Source organism: Acidovorax sp. SUPP3434, from assembly GCF_030159015.1.
GTDB lineage: Bacteria > Pseudomonadota > Gammaproteobacteria > Burkholderiales > Burkholderiaceae_C > Paracidovorax.
The window spans coordinates 116,021-132,047 of sequence record NZ_BQXL01000006.1 but is presented as its reverse complement, the minus strand read 5'-3'; the positions used below and the strand labels follow the sequence as shown (position 1 = coordinate 132,047).

Here is a 16,027-nt window from a genome sequence, read left to right as displayed (position 1 = left end):
CATACCCGCGCGAGGCCGCCGCCCACCGGCCGCGCGGGGCCGTATGCTCCCCGGCATGACCGAACCCGAAGTCCCCGAACCTGGCGAAACCCCCGCCCCCAGCGCCACCAACGCGCCCTCCACCCCGAACGCCACGCCACCCGCGCCACCGGCCAGGCAGCCGCGCAACCCCCTGCACGGCATCACGCTCGAAGCCATCGTGGTCGCGCTGCACGACTACTACGGCTGGGAAGGCCTGGCGCAGCGCGTGGCACTGCGCTGCTTCGAAAGCGATCCCAGCGTGGCGTCCAGCCTGAAGTTCCTGCGCAAGACGCCCTGGGCGCGCGAGAAGGTCGAGAGCCTGTACCTGTTCATGCTGCGCGAGCAAAAGCGCCAGGGCGGTGGGCCTGGCTGAACGCGGCCGGCCCTGACAACCAACCCATCCCCGACGGCCCATTCGCGCTGCGCCAGCGCAGCTCAGGCGCTCGGGCCGTGCATTCGTCGCAATCGGCTCGCGGCCGCAGGCCCCGGTGGGCACATTGGAGGCACGGAGAGGCACACGCCTGTCCTGATCCCCCAACCCGCCCCAGGAGCCTTCCATGCCCACCGTTTTCGACCGCCGCAACACCACCCCGTCGCCCCACGCCCTGGCGCGCACGGCCCTCGCCGCCTGCGCCCTGCTGGCCGGCTCCCTGGCCATGGCACAGACCAGCGCGCCGCCGGATGCGGCCACCGCAGCCGCGACTGCGCCCCGAGTGGTTGCGATGGATGTCCCCGCAAGCCGTACGCGCGCCGAGGTGATCGCCGAGCTGCAATGCGCGCGGGCCTCGGGCGAACTGGAGGCCATGGCGATGCAGTCCTATGGCATGCCCACCCCGCCCGTGAACCGGGCCGTGCCCGAATGCGCTGCAGCGGGCGGCACGGCCGTGGCCGGCAGCGCCGCCTCGCGCCCGGCCCCCTGAGCCGCGGCGGGCCGTGCATCAGGCCGGCACGGGCACCAGGAAGTCGCGGCTGATGCCCGCGCCCAGCTCGTTCACCCGGTCCAGGAACTGCGTGAGGTACGCATGCAGCCCGGTGGACAGGATCTCGTCGATGCGCCCGTAGCGCAGGTCGGCCAGCAGCCGGCCCGCCTTGCGCTGGGTCTCCGACGACTGGTCGTTGGCCACCACCGCGAGGTTCTCACCCACCTCGTGCAGGCTGGCGTGCAGCGAGCGTGGCATGTCGCGGCGCAGGATGAGCAGGTCGGCCACGCGCTCGGGCGTGATGACGTCGCGGTACACGCGGCGGTACACCTCGAACGCCGACACGCTGCGCAGGATGGCGCTCCAGTGGTAGAAGTCGAACTCCTGCGGCGCGGCCCGGCTGCGGTCGCGCGTGCCCGAGCCGTGGAAGTCGCTCTGCACCGCGTGGAACTTCACGTCCAGCAGCCGCGCGGTGTTGTCCGAGCGTTCGAGGAACGTGCCCAATCGCAGGAAATGAAAGGCCTCGTCCTGCAGCATGGTGCCCAGCGTCACCCCGCGCGACAGGTGCGAGCGGTACTTGACCCATTCGAAGAACTGGCCCGGATCGCGCTCGAACAGGCTGCCTTCGAGCTGTCGGTGCAGCTCCAGCCAGGTCTGGTTCTGCGTCTCCCACACCTCGGTGGTGAGCGCCCCGCGCACGGCCCGGGCGTTCTCGCGCGCGGCGCGCAGGCACGACAGGATGGACGACGGGTTATTGCCGTCGCGCACCATGAACTCCAGCACCCCTTCGCGCGTGACCTCGCCGTGCCGCGCGGTGTAGGCGGGGATCAGCTCGCTGATCGACAGCAGGCCCAGCCAGCTCTCCTGCGCCACGTCGGCTGACTGCGGGAGCAGCGAGGTCTCGTAGCTCACGTTGAGCATGCGGGCGGTGTTTTCTGCCCGCTCGGTATAGCGGGACATCCAGAACAAGTGATCGGCAGTGCGGCTCAGCATGCGGTCTCCTCGTGCAGCAAACCCCGCACGCCTTGCGTGCCAAGGCCATGGGATGATGAAAAACGATCGTGGGCCAGCCGCTTCATGCAACGCTCCCTTCTTCTCCCAGCACCCAGGTGTCCTTGGTGCCGCCGCCCTGCGATGAATTCACCACCAGCGACCCTTCCTTGAGCGCGACGCGCGTCAGGCCGCCGGCGGCCATCTGCACCTTCTGGCCGCTCAGCACGAAGGGACGCAGATCGATGTGGCGCGGGGCGATGCCCGATTCCACGTAGGTCGGGCAGCTGGAGAGCGACAGCGTGGGCTGGGCGATGTAGCCCGAGGGATTGGCCAGCACCGCGGCGCGGAACTCCTCGATCTCGGCTTTCGTCGCGGCCGGGCCGATCAGCATGCCGTAGCCCCCGGCGCCGTGCACTTCCTTCACGACCAGTTCGTGCAGGTGGTCCAGCACGTAGGCCAGGTCGTCGGGCTTGCGGCACACCCAGGTGGGCACGTTGGCGAGGATGGGCTCCTCGCCCAGGTAGAAGCGGATCATGTCGGGCACGTAGGGGTACACCGACTTGTCGTCGGCGATGCCCGTGCCCACGGCGTTGCAGATCGCCACGTTGCCCGCGCGGTAGGCGTTCATGAGGCCCGCGCAGCCCAGGGTGGAGGTGGGCCGGAAGACCTGGGGGTCGAGAAAATCGTCGTCCACGCGGCGGTAGATCACGTCCACCTGCTTGAGGCCGCGAGTGGTGCGCATGTACACGAAGTTGTCCTTGACCACGAGGTCCTGGCCCTCGACCAGTTCCACGCCCATCTGCTGCGCGAGGAAGGCATGCTCAAAGTACGCGCTGTTGTACATGCCGGGCGTGAGCACCACCACCGTCGGCTGCGCAGTGGCGGCGGGGGCGCTCGCGCGCAGGGTGTCCAGCAGCAGGTCGGGATAGTGGGCGACCGGCGCCACGCGGTGCGTGCGGAACAGCTCCGGGAAAAGCCGCATCATCATCTTGCGGTTTTCCAGCATGTACGACACGCCCGAGGGCACGCGCAGGTTGTCTTCCAGCACGTAGTAGATGCCGTTGCCGCTCGCGTCCGGGGCGCGCACGATGTCGATGCCGGCGATGTGCGCGTACAGGTCGCGCGGCACGTCCACGCCGGCCATCTCGGGCCGGTACTGGGCGTTCTTGAGGATCAGGTCCGAAGGGATGATGCCGGCGTGCAGGATGTCCTGGCCGTGGTAGACGTCGTGGATGAAGCGGTTGAGCGCCGTCACGCGCTGCACCAGCCCCTGCTGCATGCGCGCCCACTCGTGTGCAGGGATGATGCGGGGGATCAGGTCGAAGGGAATGAGCCGCTCGGTGCCGGCGCCATCCTCGTCCTTGGCGCCGTACACCGCGAAGGTGATGCCTACCCGGCGGAAGATCATCTCGGCCTCGGCGCGGCGCGCCTGCATGGCCTCGTCTGCTTGGCCCGACAACCATTGGCCGTAGCGCTTGTAGTGGGGGCGCACGTCGCTGCCGTCGAACGGCAGCATCGTGTACATCTCATCGAACTTCTGCATAACTGGTGCCTCCTGTAACCAGCATAGCAAGTTGTGAGCCGGGTTTTGGCGACCGGCGGGCACGGGCGCGTTTTACCGCCGGCACGCCGGGGTGATGGCGCGCCGTCCTCACGGCAACGGAGCGGGTGCATGGTGCCAGTAGCGCCGGCCCGCGTCGCGTTCGCACCGCCACTGGCCGGGCGCCTCGGACGCCCAGGTGGCGGCGCCGCAGCGCGGCGAATCGAGCAGCACGGAGCCCCGCTCGCGGTACCGCGCCACCACCTCTGGCGCGGGGTGGCCGAAGCGGTTGCGGTAGCCGGCCTGCACCAGCGCGGTGCGGGGCCGGGCCGCATCCAGCAGCGCGGGCGTGGAAGACGTCTTGCTGCCGTGGTGCGGCACCAGCAGCACATCGACCGGTGCGATGGCGCCGCGCGCCACCAGGGCGGCCTCCTGCGCCTGCTCGATGTCGCCCACCAGCAGCGCGGACGGTGCGGCGCCCTGCCCCGAGGTGCCTTGCGGCGCCGGGGCGGCCGTGATCCGCAGCACGCAGCTCAGGGTGTTGGGCCGCACGGCAGGCCGGGGCCCGTCGGATGGCAGCGATGCCTGCGCCTGGGCCTCCAGCGGGTGCAGCACCTCGAACAGCACGCCGTCCCAGGCCCACCGCTGGCCCGCCAGGCACGGCGCCGCGGGGCGCAACTGCTGCAGGGCGTGCTCGTTCTCGATTGAGCCCATGAGCCCCGCCTGCGGCTGCTGCGCCAGCACGGCGGCGGCCCCGCCGGTGTGGTCGGTGTCGCGGTGGCTCAGCATCAGCAGGTCGATGCGCTCGCCCATGCTGCGCAGCAGGGGCACCAGCACGCGGTCGCCCGCATCGCTGTCCAGCCCATAGCGGGGCCCCGCGTCGTACAGCATGGCGTGGCGCGCGGTGCGCACCAGCACGGCCTGGCCCTGCCCCACGTCGGCGGCCAGCAGGTCGAACTGGCCCGGCGGCGGGCGGTGCGGCTGCCACCACAGCACGGGGATCAGCAGCGGCACGCCCAGGGCCCGCAACGGCCAGGGCCAGCGCAAGGCCAGCAGCGTGCCGCCCGCCACCCCGGCCACGCCCGCCCACACCGGGGCGGCGGGCAGCGACACCGCGGCCCACGGCAACGCGGCCAGCCACTGCAGCAGCCCGGCAAACGGCAGCACGCACCACGCGGCGGCGGTCCACAGCGGCGCCCACAGGGTGCCCGCCAAAGCCAGCGGCGTGACCACCAGCGTGATCCAGGGAATCGCCACCAGGTTGGCCAGCAGGCCGACGACGGACACCTGCCCGAACAGCAGCAGCGTGAGCGGCGTGAGGGCGAGCGTGACCACCCATTGCTCGCGCAGCATGGATGCCAATCGGCCCGATGCCCTAGATTCATTTGCCTCTTTTGCTATCGAATCAGTAGCAAAAAGCACCGCCACCGCGACGAAGCTCAGCCAGAAACCCGCCTGCAGCAGCGCCCAGGGATCGGCCAGCACGACCACCGCGCAGGCCAGCAGCCAGACCTGGGGCCAGGGCCAGCGCCGCCCGGAAAGCCTCAGTAGCGCCACGGTGGAGAGCATGCACACCGTGCGCTGCGCCGGCACGCCCCAGCCGCTGAACACGGCATAGGCCCAGGCCAGCAGCACGCCCCCGGCCAGCGCCGCCGTCGGCGCCGGCAGGGCCAGGCACCAGCGCGGCACGCGGCGCCACAGCGCGCCGACCCCCGCTGCGGCCAGCCAGGCGAACAGCGTGATGTGCAGCCCTGAGATGCTGACCAAGTGCGCCACACCCGTGGCCCGGAACACGTCCCAATCGGCCCGGTCGATCGCGCGCTGGTCGCCGGTGACCAGCGCGGCCACCACGCCCGCGGCGCGGGTGCGGGCGGCGTTGCCGCCGTCGTCCAGGCCCGTGCCGGCATCGACCGGCGCCAGGTGGGCCAGGATGGCATCGCGCACTGCCTGGCGCGCCCGCTGCACCGGGTAGCGCCAGGTCGCATCCAGCCGCCGGGGCGGTTCGTCCCGCGCGCCGGTGCGCACGTAGCCGGTGGCCTGCACGCCCTGCTCCCACCACGCCAGCTCGGCATCGAAACCGTGCGGGTTGCGCAGGCCGTGGGGTGCCTTCAGGCGCACGGTCATGCGCCAGCGCTCGCCGGCCTGCACCTGGGTGGACAGCCGCCGCACGTCCGCCGCGCCAGCGGCTTCGCCGAAGGTGCCCACGTACCAGGCCACGTCGATCACCGGCGGCACCGCGACCGCCTGGCCGTCCAGCACTGCCGATTCCACCGCCATGCGCAGGCGCACGCCGGAGTCGCCGGTCTGCGGCATGGCGGCCACCACGCCCACGATGGCGATGTCGCGGCCTTCCAGCGCCGGCGGCAAGGCACCCTGCAGGAACAGCAGCGCCCGCAGCCCCGTCGCGCCCCCCATGAAGACCAGGCCGCAGGCCAGCATCCACCCGCGCGAGCCGCACCAGGCCGGCCGCCGCACGCGGCCCGACGGCACCACCGCCGCCACGGCCCCCAGCAGCCCGCCCAGCGCCGCCACCGCATAGGCGGCCAGCGGCCACAACGCCGCCTGCGTGAGCTGCAGCGCCGCACCCGCGAGCACCCCGGCCAGCCACCAGGGCCAGCGCCAGGGGCGCGCCATGGCAGACGTGGCGAGGACGGCAGGGGCGGGAGACGGCTGCGGCATGCGCGGATGCTAATGGCGGTCGACGGCAGCGTTTCCTTTTAGCGACAGCCCAGCGCTTTCCGCCTATTGGCATAGCCCATCTTCATGGCCAACCTAGGGTCGATTCACCTTTACTTTTACAGAATGTTGCTTATCATTTGAATCATATTTATCAAATACCGCGTTTAGGAGTGCCATATGTCGCTGCGAAATCTCACCGTCAAAGCCCAGTTGACGCTTTCTTTCGGGGTGCTGGCCTTGCTGGTGCTGCTGGCCTCCAGCGTGGCGGTTTGGGGGCTCAATGGGGCCAATGAGAACTTCAGCGACTACGTGAATGGCGTGGCCGCCCGCGCCAAGCTGTCCGAGCAGATCCGCATGGCGGTGGACCGCCGGGCCATCGCGGCCCGCAATCTGGTGCTGGTGAAGAGCGATGCCGATGTGGCGCTGGAGAAGGCGGCGGCGATCGAGGCGCACAAGGACGTGCAGGCCAACATGGCCAAGCTGAAAGACATGGTCAGCCACGGCGAGGTCCCCCCGGCCATCCGGAGCCTCGTGGGTGAGATCGACAAGGTGGAGCAGGCCTACGGCACCGTGGCCCTGGACATCATCAACCTCGCCGTGTCGGGCCAGCGTGAGCAGGCCACCACCAAGATGAACGCGGAATGCCGCCCCCTGCTGGCGGCGCTGATCGCCAAGACAAACGAATACTCGCTCGCCACGGACCAGCGGGCGATCGCCCTGGTCAAGGAGGCGGAGGCCGAGTTCCGTTGGCAGCGGTCCCTGCTGCTGGGCGCCTGCCTGCTGGCCTTTGCTGCGGCGGCCATCGCCGGCGTGCTGATCACGCGCAGCCTCACCCGCTCGCTGGGTGCCGAGCCTTCCGAGCTGAGCCTCGCAGCCCAGCGCGTGGCGCAGGGCGACCTGTCCGACATGGCCGGCCTGGCCAACGCCCAGCCCGGCAGCGTGCTGGCCTCGCTGGGCACCATGCAGCAGAGCCTGGTGTCCATCGTGGCGGAGGTGCGCAACGCCAGCGACTCCATCGCCACCGGCTCGATGGAAATCTCCACCGGCAACACCGACCTGAGCCAGCGCACCGAAGAGCAGGCCAGCGCGCTGGAGCAGGTGGCATCGACCATGGAACAGTTCAGCACCACGGTGCGCAACAACGCGGACAACGCCAAGCAGGCCGATCAGCTGGCCCAGGACGCGACCACCGTGGCCACCCAGGGCGGCGGCGTGGTGACCCAGGTGGTCAAGACCATGAAGGACATCAACGACAGCTCGCGGCAGATCTCCGACATCATCGGCGTGATCGACGGCATCGCCTTCCAGACCAACATCCTCGCCTTGAACGCCGCGGTGGAAGCCGCCCGCGCTGGCGAACAGGGCCGGGGCTTCGCCGTGGTGGCCTCCGAGGTGCGCAGCCTGGCCGGCCGTTCGGCCGACGCCGCCAAGCAGATCAAGGGCCTGATCGGCACCAGCGTGGAGCGGGTGTCGCAGGGCTCCGAACTGGTGGACGAGGCCGGCCGCACGATGCAGGAAGTGGTCGGCGCGATCCAGCGCGTCACCGAAATGGTGGCGCAGATCCGCGGTGCCAGCGCCGAGCAGAGCGCCGGCGTCGGGCAGATCAGCCAGGCCATCAGCCAGATCGACCAGACCACGCAGCAGAACGCCGCGCTGGTAGAAGAAAGCGCCGCCGCCGCGCAGAGCCTGGAGCAGCAGACGCGCCGGCTGGTGGACGCGGTCGCCATCTTCAAGCTCGATGCCCAGGCCATGCTGTCCGCCTCCGGCCAGCCGACCCTGCGCAGCCCCGCCAAGGCCGCCCTGCCCCCGGCCTTCCAGCCTCGCCGCCCCGCCCTGGCCTGAGCGAACGGACGCCGCCGCCCTCCAGGGCGGCCGCGAGGAACGACGAACGCAGAGAACCGCCAGCCGGTTGTGCAACACTTGCGCGCTGCGCCGCAAGCCCCGGGGCTTGCGGCCTTTTTCTGCCTTCTCACTCCTCCCGTTGCCAAGGAACACCATGAGCGTTTACGACAAGCTGAAAGAACTCGACATCACCCTGCCCCCCGTCTCGGTCCCCGCCGCGGCCTACGTGCCCTACGTGCAGACCGGCAACCTGGTGTTCCTGAGCGGGCACATCGCGCGCAAGGACGGCAAGCCCTGGGCCGCGCAGTTCGGCCGCAGCATCACCACCGAAGAAGGCAAGGCGGCCGCGCGGGCCGTGGCCATCGACCTGCTGGGCACGCTGCATGCGGCCACCGGCGGCGACCTGAACCGGGTCAAGCGCATCGTCAAGGTGATGAGCCTGGTCAATTCGACGGGCGAGTTCACCGAACAGCATCTGGTGACCAACGGCGCGAGCGAACTGTTCGGCCAGGTGTTCGGCGACAAGGGCGTGCACGCCCGCAGCGCCTTCGGCGTGGCGCAGATCCCCATGGGTGCCTGCGTGGAAATCGAATTGATCGCCGAACTGGGCTGATCGCGCGCCCTCGTTCGCGCAAGGGGTGGCTGGCGCAGGCCTGAGCCTGGGGCGCCCACCCCGTCGAGACCGGGACCCGCTCGCGCTGCGGGTTACCCCTGGCTTTCGACAGCCCCCCTCGCGGTGGCCCACTGCCGGCAGCCCCCTGATGCATCGGGGGCTTCGCAGCCGGTGCGTGTCAATGATTCCCTAGAACGACGTCCAGTCATCGTCCCCACCGCCCGCCGTCGCGCGCGCGGCGGCTGCGGGCTTCGGGGCAGGCGCGCTGCCCTTCGATGGGGGCGGGCTGACAGGCGCGGGGCGGCCTCCTGCGGCCGCTGCGCTGGCCGGTGCGCCTGCAACCTGGAGCGCAGGCGCGGGCGTTGGCCTGGACGCCGGGGTCGGCACCTTGGCCGCCGCCTTCGCCGGTGCGGCAAAGGCACGCGGTGGCGTGCTCGGTGTCGGACGCGGCGCAAGGCGCGCTGCCGGCGCGGCCACCGGGGCCGACGCCGCCGCGGCACCCGGCGCAAAACCCACCCCGTGATCCACCCGGAACACCGACACGGTGCGGGTCAACTGGTCCGCCTGCTCGCGCAGGCTCTGAGCCGCAGCAGCGCTCTGCTCCACCAGCGCCGCGTTCTGTTGCGTCATCTGGTCCAGGTGGCCGACGGCCTGGTTCACCTGCGAGATGCCGGCGCTCTGCTGCGACGTCGCGGCCGTGACCTCGCCGATCATGTCGGCCACGCGCTGCACGGACTGCACGATGTCCGCCATCGTGGCACCCGCGTCCTGCACCAGGCGCGAGCCCGCATGCACCCGCTCCACCGAGGCGCCGATCAGGCCCTTGATCTCGCGCGCGGCCTCGGCGCTGCGCCCGGCCAGCAGGCGCACCTCGCCCGCCACCACCGCGAAGCCCCGGCCCTGCTCGCCCGCACGCGCCGCCTCCACGGCGGCGTTGAGCGCCAGGATGTTGGTCTGGAAGGCGATGCCGTCGATCACACCGATGATGTCCTCGATCCTGCGGCTGCTTTGCTGGATCTCCTCCATCGTGGCCACCACCTGCGCCACCACCTCGCCGCCACGCCGCGCCACGCCCGAGGCGCCTTCGGCCAGGCCGCTGGCCTCGCGGGCGCTGCCGGCGCTTTGCTGCAGGGTGCTGGAGAACTGCTCCATGGTCGCAGCGGTCTGCTGCAGGTTGCTGGAGGTCTGCTCGGTGCGCGCGGACAGGTCCTGGTTGCCCGCAGCGATCTCCGCGCTGGCGATGGCGATGCTGTCGGTGCTGCGGCGCACCTGCTGCACCATGCGGCCCAGCGAGTCGCCCATGGTCTGCAGCGAACGCAGCAGATCGCCCAGCTCGTCGCCGCGCACCGAGGTCTGCGTGGCGCTCAGGTCGCCGCCCGCGATGCGCGCGGCCAGTGCGTTGGCCTCGGCCAGCGGCTGCTGGATGCTGCGGATCAGCACATACGCACCCGCCACCATGCACGCCACCAGCAGCGCCACGGCCAGGGCGCCCACGCGCACGGTCACCAGCCGCTCGGCCGCCACGGCCTGCTGCCCGGCCTGGGCGTTGCGCTGCTGCAGTTGCACGAAGTCGCGCAGGGTCTGCAGGTAGGCGGCCACCGCCGGGCTGTAGCTTTGCTTGACCAGCGCCGTCGCTTCGGCCTGCTGGCCATCGGCCTTCAATTGCCGCGCCCGCGCGCGCAGCTCGGTCATCGTCTTGCGGGCGGCGACGATGGCGGCCATCTGCGCCTTGTCGGCGTCCGAGAGCGGCAAGGCCTCCAGCGATTTCTGCACTTCGGTGATCTGCGCGGAGGTGGCGGCGATCAGGTCCTTGAACTCCGCCTCCATGGCCGGGTCGCTGCTCACGATGATGGCCTGCGTGCGCGCAGCGTTGGTCTCGGTGAGCCCGGCCCAGCGCAGGGCCGCCTCGACCCGCATGGCCATGTCGGCCGTGACCTGCGCGGAGCGCGCCTGCGTCGCGGCCGAGCGATAGGCCGAGGTACCGACCACGGCGGCCAGTGCGATCACGATCGCGACGACGGCCCCCCACAGCTTGTGGGAAATGCGCAGATTTTTCATGGCCGATCTCCGTTCGCTCCAGCAACCACCAAAGAGAGCTCCATGGTGCCAACGGTTGAGCCGCCTTGTGCAGCGCGAAAACCCTTGTGCGCTGCACAAGGCGGCAGGCGGGCGCCGGGGGCCCGCCGCAACAGGTTATTCGACCCGGAACACCGCCGACGGCTTGAAGCCCAGATCGGCGGCCTTGCCCTTGCGCCCGCGCGGCGAGCGGGCGTTGTTCAGCGAACGGATCTCCAGCGTCTCCTCGCGCTCCTTGCCGCCGCGCCCCAGGCCTTCCAGGCGAATGCTGCGCGTGTACGACACTGCGCCCGCCAGCGTGTCCTTCGGCTCCAGGTCGATCAGCATCAGGCCGCGGCCGCCGTTGGCCATGGTCTTGAGCTCGCCGATCTCGAAGGTCAGGATGCGTCCGCCCGCCGATGCGCAGGCCACGTGCGTGGCCGGCGCCAGCAGTTGCGCGCCACTGGTGCCCCAGGCGTGGGACGGGCGGCACACGGTCTCGCCCTCGCCCAGCGAGAGGAACGCCTTGCCGCCCCGCTGGCGCGCCGTCATGTTCTCGACCGAGGCGAGGAAGCCGTAGCCGCCCGACCCCGCCAGCAGCAGCGTGGCGACCGCCGGCCCGGCGAAGTAATGCAGCAGCTGCGTGCCCGACTCCAGCTCGATGAGCGTGGTGACCGGCTGGCCGTCGCCGCGCGCGCCGGGCAGCAGCGACACCGCCACCGAATACACCCGGCCGTTGCTGCCGAAGGCCAGCAGCGTATCGACCGTGCGGCATTCGAAGGTGGCGTACAGGCCGTCGCCCGCCTTGAAGGCGAAGCTGCCCGGCTCGTGTCCATGGCCGCTGCGCGCGCGCACCCAGCCCTTTTGCGAGACGACCACGGTCACGGGCTCGTCCACCACGCGCACCTCCGCGATGGCCTTCTTCTCGGCCTGGATGAGCGTGCGGCGTGCATCGGCGAAGGTCTTGGCGTCGGCCTCAATCTCCCGGATCATCAGGCGCCGCAGCGAACCGGGGTTGCCCAGGATGTCCTCCAGCTTGCCCTGCTCGGCGCGCAGCTCCTTCAGCTCCTGCTCGATCTTGATGGCTTCCAGCCGCGCCAGTTGGCGCAGGCGGATTTCCAGGATGTCCTCGGCCTGCCGATCCGACAGCGCGAAGCGTGCGATCAGCGCAGCCTTGGGCTCGTCGCTCGCACGGATGATGGCGATCACCTCGTCGATGTTGAGCAGCACGATCTGCCGCCCTTCCAGGATATGGACACGGTCCAGCACCTTGGCCAGGCGGTGCTGCGAGCGCCGCGTGATCGTGCCCTGGCGGAAGGCGATCCACTCCTCCAGCATCTTGCGAAGTGACTTCTGCATGGGCTTGCCGTCGCCGCCCACCATGGTGAGGTTGATGGGAGAGGACGTCTCCAGGCTCGTGTGCGCCAGCAAGGTGGTGATCAGCTCCTGCTGCGGCACCTTGCCGGTCTTGGGCTCGAACACCAAGCGCACCGGCGCGTCCTTGCTCGACTCGTCGCGCACGGCATCGAGCACGCCCAGCACGCTGCCTTTGAGCTGCACCTGGTCTTGCGACAGGGCCTTCTTGCCGGCCTTGACCTTGGGGTTGGTGATCTCCTCGATCTCCTCCAGCACCTTCTGCGTGCTGACGCCGGGCGGCAGCTCGGTCACGATGAGCTGCCACTGGCCGCGCGCGAGGTCTTCGATCTTCCAGCGCGCACGCACCTTGAGGCTGCCGCGCCCCGTGCGGTAGGCGTCGGCGATGTCGCCCGCCGTGCTGATGATCTGGCCGCCGCCGGGGTAGTCCGGCCCGGGCACGATGGCCATCAGCTCCGCCTCGGACAGCTGCGGCGCCTTGATGAGCGCCACGCAGGCATCTGCGATCTCGCGCAGGTTGTGGCTCGGGATTTCGGTCGCCAGGCCCACCGCGATGCCGCTGGCGCCGTTGAGCAGCGCGAACGGCAGGCGCGCGGGCAGCTGGCGCGGCTCCTGCGTGCTGCCGTCGTAGTTGGGCATGAAATCGACCGTGCCCTCGTCGATCTCGTCGAGCAGCAGGCTGGTGATGCGCGACAGCCGCGCCTCGGTGTAGCGCATGGCCGCAGCGCCGTCGCCGTCGCGGCTGCCGAAGTTGCCCTGCCCGTCGATCAGCGGGTAGCGCTGGTTGAAGTCCTGCGCCAGGCGCACCAGCGCGTCGTAGGCCGACTGGTCGCCGTGGGGGTGGAAGCGGCCCAGCACGTCGCCCACCACGCGGGCGCTCTTGACCGGCTTGGCGGCCACGTTGCGGGTCGGGCCCGAGTACCCCAGGCCCATGCGGTCCATGGAATAAAGAATGCGGCGCTGCACGGGCTTGAGGCCGTCGCACACGTCGGGCAGCGCGCGGCCCTTGACCACGGACAGGGCGTACTCCAGGTAGGCGCGCTGGGCATAGCCGGCCAGGCCCAGGCTGTCGTCCGATTCGGGCGGGGAAAGATCGAGAGGGGTTTGGTCGCTCATTCGGGAAATCGAAGGTCAAGGGGCGCGCGGGGCGCCGACGGTGCGGGCCGGCAGGCCGGCCGCAGCGCTTTGGGATGGGGTGTCGTCGGAACCGGCGCCCAGCTCCATGCGCACCCGGCCCGGCGCGGCCCGGTGGGCCAGCAGCGGTGCCGGGGGCTTGAGCTGGGCATACAGGCCCAGCACGCTTTTCACGTAGTTCTGCGTTTCGCGGTAGGCCGGAATGCGGTTGCCGGCGCGTTGCACCGCGCCCTCGCCCGCGTTATAGGCGGCCAGCGCCAGATCGGTGCGGCCATCGAAGAGGTCCAGCAGGTGCCGCAGGTAGCGCGTGCCGGCCGACACGTTGATCGCCGGCTCGGTGAGCTTTTGCTCCACCGAGCGGCGCGCCTCGCCCGCCACGCCGAAGCGGGACGCCGTGGCGGGCATGAGCTGCATCAGCCCCACCGCGCCCTTGGGCGATACGGCGCGCGCGTCGAAGCCCGATTCGGTGGCGATCAATGCCTGCAGCAGTTCATAGTCCACGCCGTTCTGGCTGGCCGATGCGCGCAGGTGGTGCTTGACGCGCTTGTAGTCGGGGGAGATGTCGAAGAACGCCAACAGCCGGGCGCCGGACGGCGTGGCCGCGGTGGCACCCGCGGATGCCGCGGCCGGGCCGTCGCGGGTGGAGTCGAAATCGTTGCCGCGAAAGAACAGCCCGTAGCGCCCGTCCACCTGCTCGGCCGCGAAGTGGGTCACGCCGCGCTCGTCCACATAGGCCCACAGGTCGGCGCGCGCCGTTTGCTGCAAAAACAATAGCAGCATGCCGGCGCAAACCATGCGCCAGAGGCCTGAAAGGCCCGAACGTCCGAACCGGTCGCGCCAGGCCATGGCTCAGATGTCCACTTCCACGGCGTCGCCGTGCAGTTCCATCAGTTCGCGGCGCGCGGCGGCCTCGCCCTTGCCCATCAGCTTGGTGATGAGGCCCTCGGTGGCGGCGAAGTCCATGTCGCCCAGCTGCACGGGCAGCAGGCGGCGCGTGTCGGGGTTGAGCGTGGTTTCCCACAGCTGCTCGGCGTTCATCTCGCCCAGGCCCTTGAAGCGGCTGATCTGGCACTTCTCGCGCGCCACGCCGTCCTTGGCGCATTTGTCGAGAATGGCCACCAGTTCGCCCTCGTCCAGCGCATACATCTTGGAGGCCGGCTTCTTGCCGCGCGCCGGCACGTCCACGCGAAACAGCGGCGGGCGCGCCACGTAGATGTGGCCGGTCTCGATGAGCTTCGGAAAATGGCGGAAGAACAGGGTGAGCAGCAGCACCTGGATGTGCGAGCCGTCCACGTCGGCGTCGGACAGGATGCAGACCTTGCCGTAGCGCAGGCCCGAGAGGTCGGGCGAGTCGTTGGGGCCATGCGGGTCCACGCCGATGGCCACGGAAATGTCGTGGATCTCGGTGTTGCCGAAGAGCCGGTCGCGGTCCACCTCCCAGGTGTTGAGCACCTTGCCGCGCAGCGGCAGGATGGCCTGGCTTTCCTTGTCGCGGCCCATCTTGGCGCTGCCGCCGGCCGAGTCGCCCTCGACCAGGAAGACCTCGTTGTGTGCGAGGTCGCGGCTCTCGCAGTCGGTCAGCTTGCCGGGCAGCACGGCCACGCCGGAGCCCTTGCGCTTTTCGACCTTCTGGCCGGCCTTCTGGCGCGTCTGCGCGGCCTTGATGGCCAGCTCGGCCAGCTTCTTGCCATAGTCGACGTGCTGGTTCAGCCACAGCTCGAGCGCCGGGCGCACGAAGCCGCTCACCAGCCGCACCGCGTCGCGGGAATTCAGCCGCTCCTTGATCTGGCCCTGGAACTGCGGGTCCAGCACCTTGGCCGACAGCACGTAGCTGGCGCGGGCGAAGACGTCCTCGGGCAGCAGCTTCACGCCCTTGGGCAGCAGCGAATGCAGCTCGATGAAGCTTTTGACGGCATTGAACAGGCCGTCGCGCAGGCCGCTTTCGTGCGTGCCGCCGGCGCTGGTGGGGATCAGGTTGACGTAGCTCTCGCGCACCGGGTGGCCGTCCTCGGTGAAGGCCACGCACCAGGCGGCGCCCTCGCCTTCGGCGAAGCTCTCGTGGTGGCGGTCGGCAAAGCCTTCGCCTTCGAACAGCGGGATCACCGGGTCGGCGTTCAGCGTCTGGCCGAGGTAGTCGCGCAGGCCGCCCTTGTACTGCCAGGTCTGCGTCTCGCGCGTCTTCTCGTTCACGAGGGAGACCGACACGCCGGGCATCAGCACCGCCTTGCTGCGCAGCAGGTGCGTGAGCTCGCCCATCGGCAGCGCGGTCGCCTCGAAGTACTTGCCGTCGGGCCACACGCGCACCGTGGTGCCCTGCTTGCGCTCGCCGGCGGCCAGCGGGCGGGCCACGAGCGGCTCAGTCACGTCGCCGCCTTCGAACACCAGGCGGGCCACCTTGCCCTCGCGGTGGGTGCTGGCCTCCAGACGCAGAGCCAGCGCATTGGTCACCGAGACGCCCACGCCGTGCAGGCCGCCCGAGAAGCTGTAGGCGCCGCCCGAGCCCTTGTCGAACTTGCCGCCCGCGTGCAGGCGGGTGAACACGAGTTCGATCACGGGGGCCTTTTCTTCGGGGTGCAGGCCGAACGGGATGCCGCGGCCGTCGTCTTCCACGCTGACCGAGCCGTCGGCGTGCAGCGTGACCTTGATCTTCTTGCCATGGCCGGCGAGCGCCTCGTCGGCCGCGTTGTCCAGCACTTCCTGGATGATGTGCAACGGGTTGTCGGTGCGGGTGTACATGCCCGGACGCTGCTTGACGGGTTCCAGTCCCTTGAGGACGCGGATCGAGCCTTCGGAGTATTCGCTTGGCGGGGTGGAGGAGGGTTTGGCTGCCATGGGGGCGGATTGTAGTGCCGCAGG

Annotated in this window: 11 protein-coding genes; 4 read left to right on the top strand and 7 right to left on the bottom strand. The window is 70.3% G+C overall.

Translation table 11 applies throughout. The annotated features are described in order from the left end of the window. Positions 1–55: 55 nt before the first annotated feature. Together AVKW3434_RS12180 and AVKW3434_RS12175 are read left to right on the top strand one after the other, a co-directional pair. Entirely contained in the window at positions 56–394 is a 339-nt protein-coding gene (locus tag AVKW3434_RS12180) for a VF530 family protein (RefSeq protein WP_284406043.1), read from the top strand. 184 nt (positions 395–578) lie between these two features. Next, the gene (locus AVKW3434_RS12175) at positions 579–941 is read left to right on the top strand and encodes a DUF4148 domain-containing protein (RefSeq protein WP_284406042.1); all 363 of its coding nucleotides are present in this window, start codon (positions 579–581) and stop codon (positions 939–941) included. An 18-nt stretch (positions 942–959) separates the two neighbouring features. Here AVKW3434_RS12175 and AVKW3434_RS12170 read toward each other — a convergent pair whose 3' ends face one another. From AVKW3434_RS12170 to AVKW3434_RS12160, 3 genes are all read right to left on the bottom strand, one after another. Continuing rightward, positions 960–1,934: an alpha-E domain-containing protein gene (locus AVKW3434_RS12170; RefSeq protein WP_272568093.1), complete on the bottom strand. Its 975-nt coding sequence runs from the start codon at positions 1,932–1,934 to the stop codon at positions 960–962. An 82-nt stretch (positions 1,935–2,016) separates the two neighbouring features. Then, positions 2,017–3,477: a circularly permuted type 2 ATP-grasp protein gene (locus AVKW3434_RS12165; protein ID WP_284406041.1), complete on the bottom strand. Its 1,461-nt coding sequence runs from the start codon at positions 3,475–3,477 to the stop codon at positions 2,017–2,019. A 108-nt stretch (positions 3,478–3,585) separates the two neighbouring features. Then, positions 3,586–6,153, bottom strand: coding sequence for a DNA internalization-related competence protein ComEC/Rec2 (locus AVKW3434_RS12160; protein ID WP_502869066.1), 2,568 nt, complete (start codon positions 6,151–6,153; stop codon positions 3,586–3,588). Between the two features lie 177 nt (positions 6,154–6,330). Between AVKW3434_RS12160 and AVKW3434_RS12155 the strand changes: the two genes are divergently transcribed. Continuing rightward, positions 6,331–7,995: a methyl-accepting chemotaxis protein gene (locus tag AVKW3434_RS12155; RefSeq protein ID WP_284406040.1), complete on the top strand. Its 1,665-nt coding sequence runs from the start codon at positions 6,331–6,333 to the stop codon at positions 7,993–7,995. 154 nt (positions 7,996–8,149) lie between these two features. Further along, positions 8,150–8,608, top strand: a complete 459-nt coding sequence (locus AVKW3434_RS12150) for a RidA family protein (RefSeq protein WP_272568083.1) — start codon at positions 8,150–8,152, stop codon at positions 8,606–8,608. A 189-nt stretch (positions 8,609–8,797) separates the two neighbouring features. On the opposite strand, the gene AVKW3434_RS12145 is transcribed toward AVKW3434_RS12150, so the two are convergent. The 4 genes from AVKW3434_RS12145 to AVKW3434_RS12130 all read right to left on the bottom strand — a co-directional run bounded on the left by AVKW3434_RS12145 (position 8,798) and on the right by AVKW3434_RS12130 (position 16,003). Continuing rightward, positions 8,798–10,666: a methyl-accepting chemotaxis protein gene (locus tag AVKW3434_RS12145; RefSeq protein ID WP_284406039.1), complete on the bottom strand. Its 1,869-nt coding sequence runs from the start codon at positions 10,664–10,666 to the stop codon at positions 8,798–8,800. Between the two features lie 135 nt (positions 10,667–10,801). Next, complete coding sequence (parC, locus tag AVKW3434_RS12140; RefSeq protein WP_284406038.1) at positions 10,802–13,153, bottom strand: DNA topoisomerase IV subunit A; 2,352 nt, start codon at positions 13,151–13,153, stop codon at positions 10,802–10,804. Between the two features lie 15 nt (positions 13,154–13,168). Next, positions 13,169–13,951: a lytic transglycosylase domain-containing protein gene (locus AVKW3434_RS12135; protein ID WP_284406037.1), complete on the bottom strand. Its 783-nt coding sequence runs from the start codon at positions 13,949–13,951 to the stop codon at positions 13,169–13,171. 69 nt (positions 13,952–14,020) lie between these two features. Further along, positions 14,021–16,003: a DNA topoisomerase IV subunit B gene (locus AVKW3434_RS12130; protein ID WP_272568075.1), complete on the bottom strand. Its 1,983-nt coding sequence runs from the start codon at positions 16,001–16,003 to the stop codon at positions 14,021–14,023. Positions 16,004–16,027 lie beyond the last annotated feature (24 nt).

Excerpts from the sequence above, each read along its gene's own strand:
- AVKW3434_RS12180 (WP_284406043.1), top strand. The coding sequence starts at position 56 with ATGACCGAACCCGAAGTCCCCGAACCTGGCGAAACCCCCGCCCCCAGC.
- AVKW3434_RS12170 (WP_272568093.1), bottom strand. The coding sequence starts at position 1,934 with ATGCTGAGCCGCACTGCCGATCACTTGTTCTGGATGTCCCGCTATACC.
- AVKW3434_RS12160 (WP_502869066.1), bottom strand. The coding sequence starts at position 6,153 with ATGCCGCAGCCGTCTCCCGCCCCTGCCGTCCTCGCCACGTCTGCCATG.
- AVKW3434_RS12130 (WP_272568075.1), bottom strand. The coding sequence starts at position 16,003 with ATGGCAGCCAAACCCTCCTCCACCCCGCCAAGCGAATACTCCGAAGGC.
- AVKW3434_RS12135 (WP_284406037.1), bottom strand. The coding sequence starts at position 13,951 with ATGCTGCTATTGTTTTTGCAGCAAACGGCGCGCGCCGACCTGTGGGCC.
- AVKW3434_RS12175 (WP_284406042.1), top strand. The coding sequence starts at position 579 with ATGCCCACCGTTTTCGACCGCCGCAACACCACCCCGTCGCCCCACGCC.
- AVKW3434_RS12150 (WP_272568083.1), top strand. The coding sequence starts at position 8,150 with ATGAGCGTTTACGACAAGCTGAAAGAACTCGACATCACCCTGCCCCCC.
- parC (WP_284406038.1), bottom strand. The coding sequence starts at position 13,153 with ATGAGCGACCAAACCCCTCTCGATCTTTCCCCGCCCGAATCGGACGAC.
- AVKW3434_RS12145 (WP_284406039.1), bottom strand. The coding sequence starts at position 10,666 with ATGAAAAATCTGCGCATTTCCCACAAGCTGTGGGGGGCCGTCGTCGCG.
- AVKW3434_RS12165 (WP_284406041.1), bottom strand. The coding sequence starts at position 3,477 with ATGCAGAAGTTCGATGAGATGTACACGATGCTGCCGTTCGACGGCAGC.
- AVKW3434_RS12155 (WP_284406040.1), top strand. The coding sequence starts at position 6,331 with ATGTCGCTGCGAAATCTCACCGTCAAAGCCCAGTTGACGCTTTCTTTC.